The following is a 1,633-nucleotide window of genomic DNA, read 5'->3' on the forward strand; positions in this document are numbered from 1 at the left end:
TGTGGTGCTGGTCGACCTCGTCGCCGGCAAGAGCACCACCAAAACCATCGGCAAGCTGCGCGCCGGCGGCGCGAATTGAGGGTTTCATGTCCGAGCTGAACGACTATCTGGTCCGCTCCGCGGCGGCGATCTCGGCAATGGTCGAGCGCGATCTCACCGGCGAGATGGAGCGCGCGGTGAGCGCGGTCGTGAAGGCGCTGTCACACGGCAAGGCGCTGCTGATCTGCGGCAATGGCGGCTCGGCGAGCGACGCCATCCACATCGCCGGCGAACTGGTCGGCCGGTTCCTTAAAGAGCGCAAGGCCTACAATGTCATCGCGCTGCCGGCCAATGCGGCGGTGCTGACCGCCTGGGGCAACGACTACGGCTTCGACACCGTCTTCTCACGCCAGGTAGAGGCGCATGGGTCGGAAGGCGCGGTATTGCTCGCCATCTCCACCAGCGGCAATTCGCCGAGCATCCTTGCCGCCGCCGAGCAGGCGCGGGCCATGGGCATGACGGTGATCAGCCTCACCGGCGACACCGGCGGCAAGCTCAAGCCGCTCACGGACATCTTGCTCAACGTGCCGTCGACCTCGACGCCGATCATCCAGCAGGGGCATCTCTGCCTCTATCACCACCTGTGCGAGGCGGTCGAAGCGCGTCTCAGCAATGGCTGACCGCGAAGGGGATTTTCCGCTCGTCGAGCCCGGCCTGTGGATCGAGCGGATTGGCGCCAAGGCGTTTCCGGCTGGCCTGCCGGCACTGTTTCTAGACCGTGACGGCACCATCAATATCGATACCGGCTATCCTGACGATCCGGACGCCATGGTGCTGCGCGACGGTATCGCGCCTGCCATAGAAGCCGCGAATCGGCGCGGCATTCCGGTCATCCTCATCACTAATCAGTCCGGTATCGCGCGCGGCTATTTTGGCTGGGATGCCTTCGCCCGGGTCAATCAGCGGGTGCTCGAACTGCTTGCCGAGAAGAACGCAGCCGTCGACATGGTGCTGGCCTGCGCCTACCACGAGGCCGGTTCGGGCCCGCTGGCGATGGCCGATCATCCGATGCGCAAGCCCAATCCGGGCATGCTGCTCGAGGCAGGGCGCCGCCTCGGCCTCGATCTCAAGCGATCGCTGATCGTCGGCGACAAGCCGGCCGACATGGAAGCAGGCCAGCGCGCCGGCCTCGAGCGCGGCTGGCTTGTCGATGGCGAAGCCACACCGATGGGCGGCTTTTCCGTTTTGCCGCTGCGCGATGTGCGGGACCTGGAAGGTCTGCTCACCGCGATACGATCGCAATGATCGCGGATTGATTCAAAATTGAGCGCCAAGCCGCTGTTTTTCCAGCGGCTTCATCGGAAGCCGGCGCATTAAGCCGGAAAGGCGACCAGCCCCTCATCCTTGACCCGGCGGATGGTCAGCGCGGTGCGCACCGTGTCGACATTGGGCGCCGAGGCGAGCTCCTCGATGACGAAGGTCTGGAAGGTGCCAAGGTCGCTTGCCACGCAATGCAGCAGGAAATCGGACTCGCCCGACACCATCCAGGCATCGCGAACGATCGGCCAGCCCCTCGTCCGCTCCGCAAAAGCCTTGAGCTCGGCGTCGGCCTGATGGTGCAGGCCGATCAGGCAGAAGGCGACGACATCCATGC

General features: G+C 65.0%; 3 protein-coding genes. 2 read left to right on the top strand and 1 reads right to left on the bottom strand.

Annotated elements, in window-relative coordinates:
- Nucleotides 1-86 precede the first annotated feature (86 nt).
- The gene (locus tag EOA60_RS32020) at nucleotides 87-659 is read left to right on the top strand and encodes an SIS domain-containing protein (RefSeq protein WP_066994501.1); all 573 of its coding nucleotides are present in this window, start codon (nucleotides 87-89) and stop codon (nucleotides 657-659) included.
- Nucleotides 652-1,284 carry an HAD family hydrolase gene (locus EOA60_RS32025; RefSeq protein WP_095823237.1) on the top strand — a complete coding sequence of 211 codons (633 nt, stop codon included), beginning with the start codon at nucleotides 652-654 and terminating at the stop codon, nucleotides 1,282-1,284. The genes EOA60_RS32020 and EOA60_RS32025 overlap by 8 nt, the downstream gene beginning before the upstream one ends.
- Nucleotides 1,285-1,352: 68 nt before the next feature.
- Here EOA60_RS32025 and EOA60_RS32030 read toward each other — a convergent pair.
- Nucleotides 1,353-1,633 (bottom strand): Lrp/AsnC family transcriptional regulator (locus EOA60_RS32030; protein ID WP_164899736.1); only part of this gene is annotated, 281 nt, incomplete at its 5' end.

Origin of the sequence: Mesorhizobium sp. M1A.F.Ca.IN.020.06.1.1 (assembly GCF_004023265.1) — a bacterium.
GTDB lineage: Bacteria > Pseudomonadota > Alphaproteobacteria > Rhizobiales > Rhizobiaceae > Mesorhizobium.